This is a genomic window from Streptomyces capitiformicae, from assembly GCF_002214185.1.
Taxonomy (GTDB): domain Bacteria; phylum Actinomycetota; class Actinomycetes; order Streptomycetales; family Streptomycetaceae; genus Streptomyces; species Streptomyces capitiformicae.
The window spans coordinates 2,834,338-2,849,458 of record NZ_CP022161.1; the positions used below are offsets into that span (position 1 = coordinate 2,834,338).

15 protein-coding genes are annotated in these 15,121 nt (G+C 71.8%); 7 read left to right on the plus strand and 8 right to left on the minus strand.

What is annotated here, in order from left to right; translation table 11 throughout:
* Nucleotides 1–2 precede the first annotated feature (2 nt).
* On the minus strand, nucleotides 3–653 hold the full coding sequence (locus CES90_RS12620; RefSeq protein WP_189784240.1) for a class I SAM-dependent methyltransferase: 651 nt from the start codon (nucleotides 651–653) through the stop codon (nucleotides 3–5).
* Between the two features lie 193 nt (nucleotides 654–846).
* Complete coding sequence (locus tag CES90_RS12625; RefSeq protein WP_189784241.1) at nucleotides 847–2,331, minus strand: MFS transporter; 1,485 nt, start codon at nucleotides 2,329–2,331, stop codon at nucleotides 847–849.
* Between the two features lie 271 nt (nucleotides 2,332–2,602).
* On the opposite strand from CES90_RS12625, the gene CES90_RS12630 reads away from it, so the two are divergent.
* From CES90_RS12630 to CES90_RS12640, 3 genes are all read left to right on the plus strand, one after another.
* Nucleotides 2,603–3,463, plus strand: a complete 861-nt coding sequence (locus CES90_RS12630; RefSeq protein ID WP_189784242.1) for a MaoC/PaaZ C-terminal domain-containing protein — start codon at nucleotides 2,603–2,605, stop codon at nucleotides 3,461–3,463.
* 114 nt (nucleotides 3,464–3,577) lie between these two features.
* Nucleotides 3,578–4,654 (plus strand): Zn-dependent alcohol dehydrogenase, encoded by a 1,077-nt coding sequence (locus CES90_RS12635; RefSeq protein ID WP_189784243.1) that lies wholly within the window; start codon nucleotides 3,578–3,580, stop codon nucleotides 4,652–4,654.
* Between the two features lie 9 nt (nucleotides 4,655–4,663).
* Nucleotides 4,664–5,608 (plus strand): 3-oxoacyl-ACP reductase, encoded by a 945-nt coding sequence (locus tag CES90_RS12640; protein ID WP_189784244.1) that lies wholly within the window; start codon nucleotides 4,664–4,666, stop codon nucleotides 5,606–5,608.
* Nucleotides 5,609–5,715: 107 nt separating this feature from the next.
* Here CES90_RS12640 and CES90_RS12645 read toward each other — a convergent pair whose 3' ends face one another.
* A complete protein-coding gene (locus tag CES90_RS12645) occupies nucleotides 5,716–5,877 on the minus strand; it encodes a hypothetical protein (protein WP_189784245.1) in 162 nt (53 codons plus the stop codon).
* 134 nt (nucleotides 5,878–6,011) lie between these two features.
* The gene (locus CES90_RS12650; RefSeq protein WP_189784246.1) at nucleotides 6,012–7,373 is read right to left on the minus strand and encodes a hypothetical protein; all 1,362 of its coding nucleotides are present in this window, start codon (nucleotides 7,371–7,373) and stop codon (nucleotides 6,012–6,014) included.
* Between the two features lie 231 nt (nucleotides 7,374–7,604).
* On the opposite strand from CES90_RS12650, the gene CES90_RS12655 reads away from it, so the two are divergent.
* From CES90_RS12655 to CES90_RS12665, 3 genes are read left to right on the plus strand one after another with little or no spacing between them, the layout of a single operon-like run.
* Nucleotides 7,605–8,474: a Nif3-like dinuclear metal center hexameric protein gene (locus CES90_RS12655; protein ID WP_189784247.1), complete on the plus strand. Its 870-nt coding sequence runs from the start codon at nucleotides 7,605–7,607 to the stop codon at nucleotides 8,472–8,474.
* Nucleotides 8,471–9,214, plus strand: a complete 744-nt coding sequence (locus tag CES90_RS12660; protein WP_189784335.1) for a zinc ribbon domain-containing protein — start codon at nucleotides 8,471–8,473, stop codon at nucleotides 9,212–9,214. Before CES90_RS12655 ends, CES90_RS12660 begins: the two co-directional genes overlap by 4 nt.
* Nucleotides 9,215–9,236: 22 nt before the next feature.
* Nucleotides 9,237–10,484, plus strand: coding sequence for a bifunctional RNase H/acid phosphatase (locus CES90_RS12665; protein ID WP_189784248.1), 1,248 nt, complete (start codon nucleotides 9,237–9,239; stop codon nucleotides 10,482–10,484).
* Here CES90_RS12665 and CES90_RS12670 read toward each other — a convergent pair.
* Together CES90_RS12670 and yaaA are read right to left on the minus strand one after the other, a co-directional pair.
* Nucleotides 10,470–11,111 carry a bifunctional 4-hydroxy-2-oxoglutarate aldolase/2-dehydro-3-deoxy-phosphogluconate aldolase gene (locus CES90_RS12670; RefSeq protein WP_189784249.1) on the minus strand — a complete coding sequence of 214 codons (642 nt, stop codon included), beginning with the start codon at nucleotides 11,109–11,111 and terminating at the stop codon, nucleotides 10,470–10,472. The genes CES90_RS12665 and CES90_RS12670 overlap by 15 nt on opposite strands.
* A gap of 190 nt (nucleotides 11,112–11,301) precedes the next feature.
* The gene (gene yaaA, locus CES90_RS12675; RefSeq protein WP_189784250.1) at nucleotides 11,302–12,084 is read right to left on the minus strand and encodes a peroxide stress protein YaaA; all 783 of its coding nucleotides are present in this window, start codon (nucleotides 12,082–12,084) and stop codon (nucleotides 11,302–11,304) included.
* A gap of 163 nt (nucleotides 12,085–12,247) precedes the next feature.
* On the opposite strand from yaaA, the gene CES90_RS12680 reads away from it, so the two are divergent.
* Nucleotides 12,248–13,738, plus strand: coding sequence for an RNB domain-containing ribonuclease (locus tag CES90_RS12680; RefSeq protein ID WP_189784251.1), 1,491 nt, complete (start codon nucleotides 12,248–12,250; stop codon nucleotides 13,736–13,738).
* Here CES90_RS12680 and CES90_RS12685 read toward each other — a convergent pair.
* On the minus strand, nucleotides 13,689–14,348 hold the full coding sequence (locus CES90_RS12685) for a hypothetical protein (protein ID WP_189784252.1): 660 nt from the start codon (nucleotides 14,346–14,348) through the stop codon (nucleotides 13,689–13,691). The two genes, CES90_RS12680 and CES90_RS12685, sit on opposite strands and share 50 nt — an antisense overlap.
* The gene (locus CES90_RS12690; RefSeq protein ID WP_189784253.1) at nucleotides 14,345–15,121 is read right to left on the minus strand and encodes a MerR family transcriptional regulator; all 777 of its coding nucleotides are present in this window, start codon (nucleotides 15,119–15,121) and stop codon (nucleotides 14,345–14,347) included. The genes CES90_RS12685 and CES90_RS12690 overlap by 4 nt, the downstream gene beginning before the upstream one ends.

Below are 15,121 nucleotides of genomic sequence, written 5' to 3' on the forward strand. Positions count from 1 at the left end.
GCTCAGGATCCCGCACCTGTCCGCCTCAGCACCCGCAGCGAGTCCGTCGCCGAGACCTCCGTGAAGGCGCCGGAGGCGAGGGCGCGGAGGTAGACGCGGTACGGGGCCTGGCCGGTGAACTCGTCGGCGGGGGTGGGGAAGACGTCGTGGATGACGAGGAGGCCGCCCTCGGCGATATGCGGGGCCCAGCCCTCGTAGTCGGCGGTGGCGTGTTCGTCGGTGTGGCCGCCGTCGATGAAGACGAAGGCGAGGGGGGTGCCCCAGAAGGCGGCTACCTGGGGGGAGCGGCCGACGATCGCGACGACGTGGTCCTCCAGGCCCGCCTTGTGGAGGGTGCGGCGGAAGGTGGGGAGGGTGTCCATGCGGCCCACCTCGGGGTCGACCGTGGACTCGTCGTGGTACTCCCACCCCGGCTGCTGCTCCTCGCTGCCCCGGTGGTGGTCGACGGTGATGGCCGTGACCCCGGCCTCGCGGGCCGCGGCGGCGAGCAGGATCGTGGAGCGGCCGCAGTATGTGCCGACCTCCAGCAGGGGGAGGCCGAGGCGGCCCGCCTCGACGGCCGCCGCATGGAGGGCGAGCCCTTCCCGTACGGGCATGAACCCCTTGGCCGACTCGAACGCGGCGAGGATCTCCGGCTTGGGGGCGGCGGGCATGCGGTCCTCCGTGTGTCGTACGTCCCTGTGGGCGGGCGCCCCCATGCTGTCACGGGGGTAGGGGGTGTGGTGAACGTCCCGCACAGCACCCACGGCGCCCGGCACGCACCCTCGCCGCACCGGCTGTGACACCAGCCGCTGCCGCGGCGGACGCGGGCACCGCACTGGACTTTCACCGCACCCCCAGCCGGGCTCAGGCCACCCGCTCGCCGACCCGCTCCGGGGTCTCGCTGCTCGCGAGCAGCCGGTGGCCGGTCGCCCGGCGGTCGCGGCCCGGCAGGAACAGGGCCAGGAGGAGGCCGAGGGCGACGGCGGCCGTGGCGATCAGGAAGGAGACCCGGAAGCCGTGCATGGTGGGGATCGCGACGCCCCCGACGTGGTGCGCGGTGTCGGCCAGCACCATGCCGATGACGGCGCTCGACACCGACGTACCGATGGAGCGCATGAGGGTGTTGAGGCCGTTCGCGGCGCCCGTCTCGGACGGGTCCACGGCGTCGACGATCAGGGCCGGGAGGGACGAGTACGCGAGGCCGATGCCCGTGCCGAGGAGTACCGAGACCACCACGGTCTGCCAGGCGGCGCTCATCAGGCCGAGGCCGGCGCCGTAGCCGATCGCGATGATCAGCAGGCCGAGGATGAGGGTGCTCTTGGGGCCGTACTTGGCGGAGATACGGGCGTAGACCGGCGCCGTGAACATCATCGTCAGGCCGAGCGGGGCCACGCACAGGCCCGCGACGACCATCGACTGGCCGAGGCCGTAGCCGGTGGAGGTGGGGAGTTGGAGGAGCTGCGGCAGGACGAGGGAGACGACGTAGAAGGAGACGCCGACCATGATCGAGGCGAGGTTGGTGAGGAGGACCTCGCGGCGGGCGGTCGTGCGCAGGTCCACCAAAGGCGCGGGGATGCGCAGTTCCAGCAGGCCCCACAGGAACAGGACCACGGCCGACGCGGCGAACAGGCCGAGCGTGGTCGCGGATGCCCAGCCCCAGTCGCTGCCCTTGGTGATGGGCAGGAGGAAGAGGACCAGGCCGAGGGAGAGACCGAAGGCGCCGAGGTAGTCGAAGGAGCCTGCCGCGCGGGTCTTCGACTCCGGTACGGCGACGAGGGTGAGGACGATCGAGAGGGCGCCGAGGCCCGCGGCGCCGAAGAAGAGGACGTGCCAGTCGGTGTTCTGGGCGACCAGCGCGGCCAGCGGCAGGGCGAGTCCGCCGCCGACGCCGATGGACGAGCTCATCAGGGCCATGGCGGAGGCGAGGCGTTCGCGGGGGAGTTCGTCGCGCATCAGGCCGATGCCGAGGGGGATCGCGCCCATCGCGAAGCCCTGGAGGGTACGGCCGACGATCATCGGGATCAGCTCGCTGGTGAACCCGCTGATCAGTGCGCCCACCACCATCACGGCCAGGCTGGTCAGCAGCATGCGGCGCTTGCCGTAGAGGTCGCCGAGCCGCCCCATGATCGGCGTCGCCACGGCGCCGGAGAGGAGGGTCGAGGTCAGGACCCAGGTGGCGTTGCTGGGCGTGGTGTCCAGCAACTGGGGCAGATCCTTGATCACCGGGACGAGCAGGGTCTGCATCACCGCGACCACGATCCCGGCGAAGGCCAGTACGGGGACGATCGCTCCGGGCGCTCTCGTCGTGCCGGGCTGGTCGGAGGGCGTGGTTCTGTGCGGTTGGGCCATGGAGCGGTGAACCTCGTACGCCAGGGCAACTATTCCGTTGTTTCGGCTGACTAACGAAAACTTGACCTATCCATGGGGAAGTGACGGGCCGTCAGGAGTCTTCACAACTACACCCCCCTCGGCTATACAGAGGTGCGCCGGACTGGAACGCGTTCTAGAAGGCGAGAGGCGCGTTCCGAGTCCCCGTGACGACCTCGGTGCGGCCGCTGGTGCGGACGGTCGTACCGAGGTTCCCGACGCAGCCGCGCCACGCACCCTCGACAGGAGCCCCATGCCCATCGACGCAGCCAAGGCCCTCGCGGCTGAGCCCCGTTCCGCCGAGATCACCTGGACCCGCAAGGACGTCCTGCTCTACCACCTCGGCATCGGCGCCGGCGCCCCCGCGACCGACCCCGACGAGCTGCGCTACACCCTGGAGTCCCGGCTGCACGTCCTGCCGAGCTTCGCCACCGTCGCCGGCGCGGGCTCCCCGGACGTCATCGGCGGCCTGAACGCCCCCGGCGTGGACGTCGACCTCGCCAAGGTCCTGCACGGCGGCCAGCGCGTCGCATCGCACCGGCCGATCCCGGTCGAGGGCAGGGCCACGGCCACCTCACGGGTGGCGGCGGTGTACGACAAGGGCAAGGCGGCCGTCCTGGTCATGCGCACCGAAGTCGCGGACGGCGACGGCCCGTTGTGGACCAACGAGGCACAGATCTTCGTACGGGGAGAGGGCGGCTGGGGCGGCGACCGAGGCCCCTCCGCCCGCCTGGACGCGCCGACGACCGACCCCGACAAGGAGGTCGAGCGCACCGTACGCGAGGACCAGGCGTTGCTCTACCGTCTCTCCGGCGACTGGAACCCGTTGCACGCCGACCCGGAGTTCGCGGCCCGCGCCGGGTTCGAGCGGCCGATCCTGCACGGGCTGTGCACGTACGGGATCACGTTGAAGGCGGTCGTGGACACGGTGCTCGGCGGGGACGTCGGCCGCGTCCGCTCCTACGGCACCCGCTTCGCCGGGGTCGTCTTCCCGGGCGAGACCCTCCGCATCCGCATGTGGCGGCCGGGCGACGGCGCGGTGCGGGTGGAGGTGACGGCCGTGGAGCGGGACGACGCGCCGGTACTGGCCGACACGATCGTCGAGCACTCCTGAAGACGCCGAGTTCCTGAAGCGCACTCCTGAAGACGCACTCCTGAAGACAACAAGCGCACGACCGGACCGCGACGGCACGACCGTACGACAGCCACTCCTGAGGGGAGCCGCACCATGCGCGCAGCCGTACTGCACGAGATCGGCCAGGACAAGCTGGAGGTGCTCGACGACGTCGAGGCGGCGGGCTTCGGGCCGGGCAAGGCGAGGATCCGGGTGCGGGCCACGGGGCTGTGCCACTCCGACCTGTCCGCCATGGCCGGGGTGCTGCCCCAGCCCGGGCCGTTCGTCCCCGGCCACGAGGGCGCCGGCGAGATACTCGACGTCGGGGAGGGCGTCACCCACGTGAAGCCCGGCGACCGTGTCGTCCTCTGCTGGCTCCCGGCCTGCGGCACCTGCCCCGCCTGTAAGCGCGGCCAGACCGAACTCTGCCTCGCCGGGTTCCTGAACGCCGGAACGCCCAACTTCAAGCGGCCCGCCGGTGACATCTTCGGCTTCGCGGGCACCGGCACCTTCGCCGAGGAGGTCGTGGTCGACGCCGGCTGCGCCGTCCCGATACCGGACGACGTGCCGTTCGACGTCGCCGCCCTCATCGGCTGCGGGGTCACCACCGGGCTCGGCGCCGCGCTCAACACCGCCGACCTGGAGGCCGGTTCGTCGGTCGCCGTCATCGGCTGCGGCGGCGTCGGCATCTCGGCGATCCAGGGCGCCCGGCTCAAGGGCGCCGCCGAGATCGTCGCCGTCGACCCGGTGGTCTCGCGCCGTGAGGCCGCCCTCAAGTTCGGCGCCACCAAGGCGGTCTCGCCGGACGAACTCGCCGACGCCAAGCAGTCCGTCACCGGCGGCGAGGGCTTCGACTACGTCTTCGAGGTCGTCGGCCGCTCGGCCACCGCCCGCACCGCGTACGAGAACACCCGGCGCGGCGGCACCCTCGTCGTCGTCGGCGCGGGCGCCATGGACGACTTCCTCCAGCTCAGCATGTTCGAGCTGTTCTTCGACGAGAAACGGATCCTGCCCTCCCTGTACGGCGGCGGAGACGTCCTGCGCTCCTACGAGCGGGCCATCACCCTGTGGCGCGCCGGCCGTATCGACCTGGAGGGCCTGATCACCCACCGGGTGCCGCTCGCCGACATCAACGAGGCGCTGGACCAGATGCGGACGGGGACCTCACTCCGTACGTGCATCGAGATCTGAGGGCCCCGTATGTCGCTGCCACTTGAGGGACTCACCGCGATCGTCACCGGCGCCGGCCGGGGCCTGGGCCGGGCCGAGGCACTGGAGCTCGCCCGGCTCGGCGCGGCCGTCGTCGTGAACGACTACGGGCAGCCCGGCCGGGACGGCTCGGGTGAGGCCTGCGCCGCTCCCGCTGAGGAGGTCGCCGCCGAGATCCGTGCGGCGGGCGGCGAGGCGCTCGCCCACACGGGGGACGTAGCCGACTTCCAACAGGCCCATGAGCTGGTCGAGCGGGCGGTCGAGGAGTTCGGCAAGCTCGACATCCTGGTCAACAACGCCGGCATCCTGCGCGACCGCATGGTCTTCTCCATGTCCGAGGAGGAGTGGGACGCGGTGATCCGCGTCCACCTCAAGGGCCACTTCAACACCACCCGCTTCGCCGCCGCGCACTGGCGGCAGCGCTCCAAGGCGGTGGGAGGCCCGGTGTACGGGCGGATTGTGAACACCTCGTCGGAGGCGTTCCTCGCGGGCTCCGCCGGCCAGCCCAACTACGCGGCGGCGAAGGGAGGCATCGTCGGACTGACCACGTCCACGGCGCTCGCACTCGCCAAGTACGGCGTCACGGCGAACGTGATCTGCCCCCGAGCGCGGACCAGGATGACCGAGGACGTGTTCGGCGAGCCCGCCTCCGGCGACCTGGCCCCCCTCGACCCCCTCGCCCCCGAGCATGTCGCCCCGCTCGTCGGCTACTTGGCCTCACCCGCCGCCGCACAGGTCAACGGGCAGCTCCTCGTCGTCCACGGCGGAATGGTCGCGATCGTCGAACGCCCCCGCGTCCAGGCGAAGTTCGACACCAAGCAGGACGCGTTCACGTACGACGAACTGGACGCACTGCTCACGCCGCACTACGTCGACCGGCCGGAGGGGGAGACGTTCGCGGCGGTGGAAGTACTGGGGTTGAAGCGGCAGGTCTGACAACAGAAGCCCCGCTCGTCCGTGATGACGAGCGGGGCCCCATGGTGGTGAAGTGGCGGGTCACGTCAGTGAATTGACGTTTCGCCAGATGTGAATCGCGCCGCCGTTCAGGCAGCCGTCGTCGACTCCGTCTGTTCGGCCGGCTTGCGGTGACGTCCGCGTGGCGTCGTCTCGGCTTCGTGGTCCGAGAGCCGGCCGCGGTGCTTGCCGTGGCCTTCCGCCTCATGGAGGTCGGCGGTGGGCGGCTGGGTTGTGTGCGCGTCGCTCATAGGAAGTGTTCACCCCGTCGCATGATCTTCTTACGGCGGGTGAGTTTAACGGGCCGCCCGACAGGGCCCGAAGGCGCCGAAGGGCGTGTCGCCCCGCCACCTTCCCGTTCGCCTTCGCACGGGCACGGTCATCGTTATCCGACCGTCACCTCCTCCGGCATCCGCCCTTCCAGCGGCGCCTGCTGCAACGGCACGGGCCGCGTCGCGACGGGTGCGGACGAAACCGCCCCTGACGTAGGCGAATCCCCCGCCGACGCGGGCTCCTCGGCGCCCGGGGCCCCGGCGCACCCCGGCTCCGCCGCTGGGGAACCTTCGTGTGATCCCCCTTGAGATCCCTCCTGCGAGATCTCCTGCGAAACCTCCACGGATCCTTCCCACGCCACCCCCACCCGAGCCACTCCGCATCGCACCGCCCCGTTGGTGTACGGCAGTTGAAGGACCCCGTCCCGGCTCCACAGCCCGGCCCCCGTCAACCACCCCTCGGGAGCGGCCAGATGGTGGACCTCTCGTGAGGCCGGGCGCCAGACGCCGACCCAGGAGGTCCGGGCACCGTCGACGCGCAGGGCGACCGCGCAGCTCTCGGGGGTCAGGATCTGGCCCGGCTGGATGGCGAAGGGCGTGACGCGGTGGCCGTCGGGAACGCGCAGGCACTCCGGGAAGCGGACCGGCAGGGTGCTGCCCAACACGCCCCAGCCGAGCCTGTCCTGGCCGGGCGAGGGCGCGTCGGAGCGGATCAGCAGCAGTCCGCTGTCGGGGTCGGCCAGCAGCAGACGGTCGTTGCTGTGGTCCGAGATCTGCAGCAGCGGCGAGAGCTCGCCGTCCAGCTCCAGGTCCACCGCCACCGTCTTCGTCCGGCCGTCCAGCTCCTGGTCCAGTGCGAGCAGTCGGCCCGTCCCGTCCAGCCAGACCCCACCCGAACAGCGCCCCGGGATCTCCGCCAGCCGCTCCGGCCCGTAGGTCCCGCCCACCACCATCCACACCGTCGTGGAACGGGCCCCTACGGCGAGGGCGTACGCCCGCTCCCCGCACGGACCGGGCCGCAGCAGCCGCAACTCGGTCGCCGGGTCGGCGTACTCCACCGAGCCGAGTTCGAGCTCACCGGTGCCGGGGCCGGTCGGGTAGAGGAGCGAGAACAGGTGCCGGTCGGCCGCCAGCCGGTGGATGAGGACGCGGCCGTCGGTCATGGGGAGGACTTCGGTGCCGGGCTCCTCGGGCTGGTTGCCGGGCAGGGGGACGGCGTACGGCTCGGGGCCGTCCAGGGTCCAGCGCTCGGGGAACCAGGACTCGCCGGCGAGGGCGAGGCGTGCCGCGTACGACCCGTCGGCGGTGATCACGCAGCCGGGCGGGGGCGTGGGCCGGTCGACGTGGTCAGTCCCGCCGGTGCTGTCGGTTCCGCCGTTCCCGCCGTAGCTGTCGATCCCTTGGTCCCCCCGTCCCGTCTCATTCCCGTCATTCCCGTGGCCCGTCGTGGGTGATGGGGATGTACAGGCCGTCATCGTTCGATCACCTCCAGCGACGAAGCTAGTTTTCGTACGCACAGACGGGAGACAACCGGGCTCGCCTTTCACACATAAGGGTGCTCATCCCGCGATTCGCCTGAGGGAACGGCGGTGGATGTGCTGGCCGATGCGTCGGGTGAGCGGCCGGCCCGGTGGGAAGGGAGGGGCGGCTGGTCAAGTGACCCGTGGCAGGTCTGGGAGGGGAGCAGTGCAGGTAGCCTTTGGTGCGTGCCCCGTCTGTCTGAAGTCATCGCCGAGCTCGACGCCCTCTGGCCGCCCGAGAGGGCCGAGGGATGGGATGCGGTCGGCACGGTCTGCGGGGACCCCGGCCAGGAGGTCACGCGGGTCCTGTTCGCCGTCGACCCCGTCCGGGAGATCGTCGAGGAAGCGGTGAAGCTGGGTGCCGATCTGCTGGTCACCCACCACCCGCTCTATCTGCGCGGTACGACGACGGTGGCGGCCTCCACCTTCAAGGGCCGGGTCGTGCACACCCTGATCAAGAACGACATCGCGCTGCACGTCGCCCACACCAACGCCGACACCGCCGACCCGGGCGTCAGCGACGCGTTGGCGGGCGCGCTGGACCTGAGAGTCGTACGGCCGCTCGTAGCGGACCCCTCCGACCCCGAAGGCCGGCGCGGTCTCGGCCGGGTCTGCGAGCTGGACCACCCCGTGACCGTACGAGAGCTGGCCGCGCGGGCCGCCGAGCGGCTGCCCGCCACCGCGCAGGGCATCCGGGTCGCCGGTGACCCCGACGCGGTCGTCCGCACGGTCGCCGTCAGCGGCGGCTCCGGCGACAGCCTCTTCGACGACGTACGCTCGGCCGGCGTCGACGCCTTCCTCACCGCGGACCTGCGTCACCATCCGGCCTCCGAGGCCGTCGCCCGTACGACGGAAGCATCCGGAACCCCTCTCGCGCTGCTCGACGCTGCGCACTGGGCCACCGAATGGCCCTGGTGCGAGCTGGCCGCCGCCCAGCTCGACGAGATCTCCGACCGGAAGGGATGGGGACTGCGCGTCCACGTCTCGAAGACGGTCACCGACCCCTGGACGGCCCACGCGGCCTCCCCCGAATCAACCGCAGGAGCCCCCAACTGAACGCCGCGCCCGCCGACCAGATCCGACTCCTCGACGTCCAGGACCTCGACGTACGCCTGCAGCAGCTCGCGCACCGGCGGAGGTCGCTGCCCGAGCACGCCGAGATCGAGTCGCTGACGAAGGACCAGACGCAGCTGCGCGACCTGCTCGTGGCCGCGCAGACCGAGGAGAGCGACACCGCCCGCGAGCAGACCAAGGCCGAGCAGGACGTGGACCAGGTGCGCCAGCGCGCCACGCGCGACCAGCAGCGCCTGGACTCCGGCGCGATCACCTCCCCGAAGGACCTGGAGAACCTCCAGCGCGAGATCGCCTCCCTCGCCAAGCGGCAGGGCGACCTGGAGGACATCGTCCTGGAGGTCATGGAGCGCCGGGAGGCCACGCAGGAGCGGGTCGCCGAACTGACCGAGCGGGTCGGTGCCGTCCAGGGGAAGATCGACGACGCGACCGCCCGCCGGGACGCCGCGTTCGAGGAGATCGACGGCGAGGTGGCGACGGTGACGAAGGAGCGCGAGGTCATCGCCGGCTCCGTCCCCGCCGACCTCCTCAAGCTCTACGACAAGCTGCGCGAGCAGCAGGGCGGCATCGGCGCGGCCAAGCTGTACCAGCGCACGTGCCAGGGCTGCCGCCAGGAGCTGTCGATCACCGACATCAATGAGATCCGCAATGCCGCCGCCGACACGGTCATCCGCTGCGAGAACTGCCGCCGCATCCTGGTGCGCACGTCGGAGTCGGGTCTGTAAGGGACACCAAGAGGGTTACGTGGTGCGGGAGTTCATCGTCGAGGCCGACGGCGGTTCCCGGGGCAACCCGGGGCCCGCGGGCTACGGTTCGGTCGTCCTCGACGCGGTGACGGGCGAGACGCTGGTGGAGGCGGCCGAGCACATCGGCGTCGCCTCGAACAACGTCGCCGAGTACCGAGGGCTCATCGCGGGGTTGAGGGCGGCCCACGCCCTTGACCCGACGGCCACCGTCCGCGTCCGCATGGACTCCAAGCTGGTCGTCGAGCAGATGTCCGGCCGCTGGAAGATCAAGCACCCCGCCATGCAGCCCCTGGCCACCGAGGCCGCCCACGTCTTCCCACCCGGCCAGGTCACCTACGAGTGGATCCCGCGAGAGCAGAACAAGCACGCCGACCGCCTCGCCAACGAGGCGATGGACGCGGGCAAGCGGGGCGAGCGGTGGTCGGCCTCGACGTCCACGGCGGAGCTGGACGCCCAGACGGCGAGGGGGAGGGCAGCCACGGTAGCCACGGTCTCCGAGCCCTCCGGTCCACCCGGCGACGTGGCGTCGACTTCCGCGCCGGCCGCCGGCCCCACCACAGCCTCGCGTAAAGCCGCCGCCGATATCCGTGCCGCCAAGAACGTCGCCTCCGCCGGCCCTGATCTCGGCACCCCCGCCACCTTCGTGCTGCTCCGGCACGGCGAGACCCCGTTGACGCCGGAGAAGAGGTTTTCGGGGAGCGGCGGGTCGGATCCCGCGCTGTCGGAGGTCGGGCGACATCAGGCGGAGCGCGTCGCCGGGGCCCTCGCCGCTCGCGGCACCATTCAGGTGATCGTGTCGTCGCCGCTGGCCCGCTGCCGCGAGACGGCGGAGATCGTCGCCGCCCGGCTGGGGCTGCGGGTCGCCGTCGAGGACGGGCTGAGGGAGAGCGACTTCGGTGCCTGGGAGGGGCTGACCTTCGGTGAGGTGCGGGAGCGGTACCCGGACGACATGAACGCCTGGCTGGCCTCGCCGGAGGCCCGACCCACCGGCGGCGGCGAGAGCTTCGAGGCCGTGGCCCAGCGCGTCGCCGCCACCCGCGACGAGCTCGTCGCGGCGTACCGGGGCCGTACGGTCCTGCTCGTCACGCACGTCACGCCGATCAAGACCCTGGTACGCCTGGCCCTCGGCGCACCCCCGGAGTCCCTGTTCCGCATGGAAGTGTCGGCGGCCTCGCTGTCGGCACTGGCGTACTACGCCGACGGCAACGCCACCCTCCGCCTCCTCAACGACACATCACACCTGCGCTGACCGGAGGTGGTGGCGCAGCGCCGCCGCCTCCCGCGCCAACGTCTCGACCCGCGCCCAGTCCCGCGCGGCAAGCGCGTCCGCCGGAAGCATCCAAGTTCCCCCGACACAGCCGACGTTGGGGAGGGCGAGATACTCCGGCGCGTCGGCCGGACCGATTCCCCCGGTCGGGCAGAACCGCGCCTGCGGCAACGGCCCGGCCAGCGACCGCAGATACGCCGTACCGCCCGCCGCCTGCGCCGGGAAGAACTTCATCTCCCTCACCCCGCGCTCCAGCAGCGCCACGACCTCCGACGTGGTCGACACTCCCGGCAGGAACGGCACCCCGGACGCCCGCATCGCCGCCAGCAGCGCGTCCGTCCAGCCCGGGCTCACCAGAAACCGCGCACCGGCCCGCACCGACTCCGTCACCTGCTCCGGCGTGACGACCGTGCCCGCGCCGACCACCGCCTCCGGCACCGCGCCGGAGATCGCCCGGATCGCGTCGAGCCCGGCCTCCGTCCGCAGCGTCACCTCGATCGCGGGCAGCCCGCCCGCGACCAGCGCCCGAGCGAGCGGCACGGCGTCGGAGGCGTCCTCGATGACGACGACGGGCACGACGGGGGCGAGGTCCAGCAGAGACAGGGACATGGCGCCATCCTGCCCACATGATTCAGCATGCGCAAAGATCGTTGCGCATGTTGCAATGAGTGGGCAGATGACCTCACTGCCGGTGGATGGCTCACTGCCGGTGGATGGCTCACTGCCGGTGGATGGTCTCACGGCCGGTGGATGGTCTCACTGCCGGTGGATGGCCTCACATGACTGCCGGCGGGTGGCCTCAGTGGATCTCGTCCACCAGCACATCCAGCGTCCAAGCCGCCCCCGCCTTCGCCGGCGGCTCCACCTCCACCACGTACCCGAGGTCCCGCAGCGCCTCCACCAGCTCCGCCGGACCCTTGGGCGCGATCCCGGCCGACAGCAGACTCCGTACGATCCGGCCCTTGGTCGCCTTGTTGAAGTGGCTGACCACCTTCCGGGTCGGCGCGTGCAGCACCCGTACGGTCGCCGTCCGCCCGGCCACCTCACCCTTCGGCTTCCAGGCGGCGGCGTACGCGGAGGACCGCAGGTCGAGGACGAGACCGTCGCCGGCCGCCTCGGGGAGCGCCGACGCCATCGGCGTACGCCAGTGCGTGCCCAGCGCGCCGATGCCGGGCAGCTTCACGCCCATCGAGCAGCGGTAGGAGGGGATACGGTCCGTCACCCGAACCGCGCCCCACAGCCCGGAGAAGACCAGCAGCGAGCGCGCGGCCCGCCTCTTCGCGGCGGCATCCAGCGTGGCCAGGTCGAGGGCGTCGTACAGCACCCCCGTGTAGATCTGCCCGGCCGGGCGCGCCCCCGCCGTCAGCAGTTCCGCGTTCTTGGCGACCTCGCCCCGCAGCCCCTCGCTCAGCCCGAGCACCTCCCGGGCCTTGTCCTCGTCGCCCGCGCACAACTCGACCAACTCACCGAGCACGGCCTCGCGCGCCCCGGTGAGCGCCGGCAGGGAAAGGCCCTCCAGCTTCAGCGGAGTGCCACCCGCCGAGGGGGCCTTTCCTTCGGACGGGGGCAGCAGGACGAGCACGGGTACTCCTTGCGTCTGTAGGGCTCCGCGACAGGGTACGGGGTGGGAAGGGGGGCTTCCGCAGCGCCGGTCGGGGTGCGGCCGGGTGCGGCCGGGTGCGGCCGGGGTGCGGCCGGGGTGCGGCCGGGGTGCCGTCCCGCCCGCCCCGCCCTACGCTCGACCCATGCCCCGCCGCCACATCCGCGTCATGGGCGCCCCCGAGGCTCCCCTGCGGGCGGCCCTGCGCGCGCTGCGCGGTGAACTCGGTGTGCCCGACGCCTTCCCGCTCCAGGTCCTCGTCGAGGCGGAGCACGCGGCGAAGTCGCCCCGCCTCCCGTCGTATGACGCCACGGACATCCCCTTCTGCACCATCGACCCTCCCGCCGCCACCGACCTCGACCAGGCGATGCACCTGTCCCGCCGCCCGGGCGCCGGCTACTGCGTCCGGTACGCCATCGCCGACGTCGCCGCGTTCGTCACCCCCGGCACCGCGCTCGACGCCGAGGCCCATCGCCGGGTGATGACCCTGTACTTCCCCGACGACAAGGTCCCCCTGCACCCCGCCTGCCTCTCCGAAGGCGCCGCCAGCCTGCTTCCGGACCACATCCGCCCGGCGGTGCTGTGGACGCTGGACCTCGACACGGACGGCCGTACCGCCGCCGTCGACGTCCGCCGCGCCCTGGTGCGCAGCCGCGCCAAGCTGGACTACGAGGCCGTACAGAAGGAGATCGACGCGGGCACCGCGGAAGAACCGCTCGCCCTGCTGAAGGAGATCGGACAGCTGCGCGAGCGACTCGAGGTCGAACGCGGCGGCGTCTCCCTCAACGTCCCCGAACAGGAGATCGTCGAGCACGTCGAGCACGTCGAGCACGTCGAGCACGTCGAGCACGTCGAGGGCGACGAGAGCTACGAGCTGGCGTACCGCGTCCCCCTCCCCGCCGACGGCTGGAACGCCCAGATCTCCCTGCTCACCGGCATGGCCGCCGCCGACCTGATGCTGGCCCACGGCACCGGCGTACTGCGCACCATCCCCGCCGCCCCTGATGGAGCCGTCGGCCGCCTGCGCCGTACCGCCAGGGCCCTGCGCGTCGACTGGCCCCACCACGTCTCGTACGCGCGGCTCGTCCGCTCCCTCGACCCGCACGAACCCCGCCACGCGGCCTTCCTCCTGGAGTGCACGACCCTCCTGCGCGGCGCGCGCTACACGGTCTTCCGGGACGGCGACCTCCCCGACATCACCACGCACTCCGCCGTCGCCGCCCCCTACGCCCACTGCACGGCCCCCCTCCGCCGCCTCGTCGACCGCTACGCCTCGGAGATCTGCCTCGCGGCGACGGCCGGTGAACCACCCCCCGAGTGGGTCCTGGCCGCCCTCGACGCACTCCCCGACGAGATGGCCGACGGCACCCGCCGGGCGGGTAGCGTGGAACGCGAATGCGTGGACATCGTCGAGGCCGCGCTGCTGAAGGACCGGGTCGGGGAGGTCTTCGAGGGCTGTGTGGTGGACGTGGAGGAGCGTGAACCAGCGGTAGGAACCGTGCAGTTGGAATCCCCGGCGATCATCGGCCGCCTTGACGCGCCCGAAGGTGAGCGGCTGCCCCTGGGTGAGCGGCTACGCGTACGACTCACGCGGGCACACCCGGGGACGGCGAAGGTTCGCTTCGTTCCGGCATGAACTCCCGTACCGCACATGCGAGTTGATCTGCCTCGTCGGCGTTGAAGCGCACGAGCCGTACCGCCCTCCGCCGACCGAAGAGCGTCAAGTACTCGACAGGCTCGGACAGTTCCAGGGCGATGGTGGTCTGCGAGGCGATGTCCAGGTTGAGTTCGCCGTCCCGCTTCTCGTGCGTCGTACGCAGCTCGCGGCGGACCGACGCGACGGCGGTCAGCGGTATCCGCACATCCACGGCGATGAAGCGACGCAGACGCAGGGTGGTGCTGGTGAGAACGTGGGGACGGGTCACCGAGGCCGCGTGGAGCCCGGCGATGATCAGGACCGTGTAGACGTCGAGGACGAGGAAGACGTGGTGCACGGTCGGCAGATCGCGCAGCAGCACGGACATCGTCACCGTCTCGATGACACACACGAACCCGAAACCGAGCATGAGGGCTCCCTGCCCACGCGCGTACCCGAAGGCCCGCCCGTCACCGTCACCGTCCCCGTCACGGGCCCCGACGCCGTGCGGACGCCGGGCGATCCAGCGCAGCAGGCTGGTGAGGAGTAGGAGTTCATGGCGAACGAGGATGCGGGCGATCCGGAAAGTGCTCGTCAAAGTGCCTCTCATCGACGGTCCTCCGTCAGTGTCCGAAGCGTGCGGCGGATGGCCTCCGCCTGGGCCGGGGCGAGGTCGGCGTAGAAGGCGCGCAGGAAGCTGCTGCTGCCGCCGTCCTCGTCGATGTCGATGTCGATGTCCAGCGGGACCATGTCCGCGGGGATCAGTTCGGCCAGCATCCGGGCCGCCTCCGCCACGCGGGGGTCGTCGGGCTCGGCGTCGGCGAGCGCGTCGAGCAGCGCGTATGTCTCGTGGGCCCGTTCGACGGCGCCGGGCGCCGCCATCATGGCCTCCAGCCAGGTCATCATCTCCGTCCGCACCTCGGGCGTCGCGGTCGTCTCCAGCAGTGCGAACACCTCCCGGTCCTTGGTGGCCATCGCGGACTCCGGGGCGGGCCCGAACCGTCCGAAGAGGGCGGCGAGTTCGGGCGAGACGGGCCCCTCGGCCGGCAGCCGCCCCTGCCGTGCCTCCTCCATCAGCACCCGCAACCGATCCCGGCGCTCCCGGATCGCCGTCTCCTGCCGGGCCAGATCGTCGTCCAACTCCCGGAGAACCTCGGCAAGTTCACGCCCCGCGTCGTCCGCGAGCACGTCCCGCACCTCGGCGAGTCCGAGCCCCAGCTCCGTGAGCCGCCGAATCCGCGCCAGCACGACCGCGTGCCGCAAGGTGTAGTCCCGATACCCGTTGGCCCGCCGCTCCGGCTCCGACAGCAGCCCCAGGTGGTGGTAGTGCCGCACAGCCCGAGTGGTCACCCCGACGGCCGCGGCCAGCTCTCCGATCCGCAT

Coding starts and splice junctions, on each gene's coding strand:
- CES90_RS12670 (WP_189784249.1), bottom strand. CDS start 11,111: ATGTCCCTGTCTCTGCTGGACCTCGCCCCCGTCGTGCCCGTCGTCGTC.
- CES90_RS12620 (WP_189784240.1), bottom strand. CDS start 653: ATGCCCGCCGCCCCCAAGCCGGAGATCCTCGCCGCGTTCGAGTCGGCC.
- CES90_RS12680 (WP_189784251.1), top strand. CDS start 12,248: ATGCCCCGCCGCCACATCCGCGTCATGGGCGCCCCCGAGGCTCCCCTG.
- CES90_RS12640 (WP_189784244.1), top strand. CDS start 4,664: ATGTCGCTGCCACTTGAGGGACTCACCGCGATCGTCACCGGCGCCGGC.
- CES90_RS12690 (WP_189784253.1), bottom strand. CDS start 15,121: ATGCGGATCGGAGAGCTGGCCGCGGCCGTCGGGGTGACCACTCGGGCT.
- CES90_RS12645 (WP_189784245.1), bottom strand. CDS start 5,877: ATGAGCGACGCGCACACAACCCAGCCGCCCACCGCCGACCTCCATGAG.
- CES90_RS12630 (WP_189784242.1), top strand. CDS start 2,603: ATGCCCATCGACGCAGCCAAGGCCCTCGCGGCTGAGCCCCGTTCCGCC.
- CES90_RS12650 (WP_189784246.1), bottom strand. CDS start 7,373: ATGACGGCCTGTACATCCCCATCACCCACGACGGGCCACGGGAATGAC.
- CES90_RS12625 (WP_189784241.1), bottom strand. CDS start 2,331: ATGGCCCAACCGCACAGAACCACGCCCTCCGACCAGCCCGGCACGACG.
- CES90_RS12635 (WP_189784243.1), top strand. CDS start 3,578: ATGCGCGCAGCCGTACTGCACGAGATCGGCCAGGACAAGCTGGAGGTG.
- CES90_RS12685 (WP_189784252.1), bottom strand. CDS start 14,348: ATGAGAGGCACTTTGACGAGCACTTTCCGGATCGCCCGCATCCTCGTT.